This is a genomic window from Pseudomonas sp. 22490 (genome assembly GCF_052044465.1).
Classification (GTDB): domain Bacteria; phylum Pseudomonadota; class Gammaproteobacteria; order Pseudomonadales; family Pseudomonadaceae; genus Pseudomonas; species Pseudomonas aeruginosa.
This window is the reverse complement of the sequence record NZ_JBQENS010000100.1, coordinates 1-551: the sequence shown is the minus strand read 5'-3', so window position 1 is coordinate 551 and position 551 is coordinate 1. Positions and strand designations below refer to the sequence as shown.

The 551-nt window shown below is 64.4% G+C and carries 1 protein-coding gene; it reads right to left on the bottom strand.

Features of this window, described 5'->3' with window-relative positions:
- A partial coding sequence (locus ACTJJX_RS35075; protein ID WP_440782067.1) for a hypothetical protein occupies positions 1 to 551 on the bottom strand: 551 nt, incomplete at both ends.

The window sequence follows — 551 nt, the reverse complement described above, 5'->3', positions numbered from 1 at the left end:
GCCTGGTTATCGAACGCACCGGCCAGGGAGACGTCGATACCCTTCTGGCTGGACAGCAGGCCCCCCGCGCCGTTGAACAACTCCGTAGCACTCAGGCGCAGCCCATCGCGGCTGGCGAGTACCCCCTTGTCCTGGTTGAGCATGCGTGGCGTTGTGATGTCCAGGCCACTGTCACCGACGATCTTGCCACCGCGGTTGTCCAACTGTTCGCGAGCGCTCGCCACCACCCTCGACGTGCTGGAGATATCGCCCGCTCGGTTGTCGATCAACCGAGAGCTCAAGTCGAGATCCTGGCCGGCGACAATGCGACCGCTGCGATTATCGAGCCGATCCGCCTTCAGGAGCGTACGGCGCTCGCTGACCAGCTTGCCGCCCGCACTGTTGTCCAGACGAGCGACCTCGATGTCCATGTCTCCCTTGCTGGAAAGGAGACCGGCACTGCGATTGTCCAGTGCGGCAGCCTGGACCTGCAGTTCGTTCAGACCGACGACCTGGCCGCCACGGTTGTCGAGATCGCCACGGGTCTTGACCACGGCGCGGTCCCGGCTCTG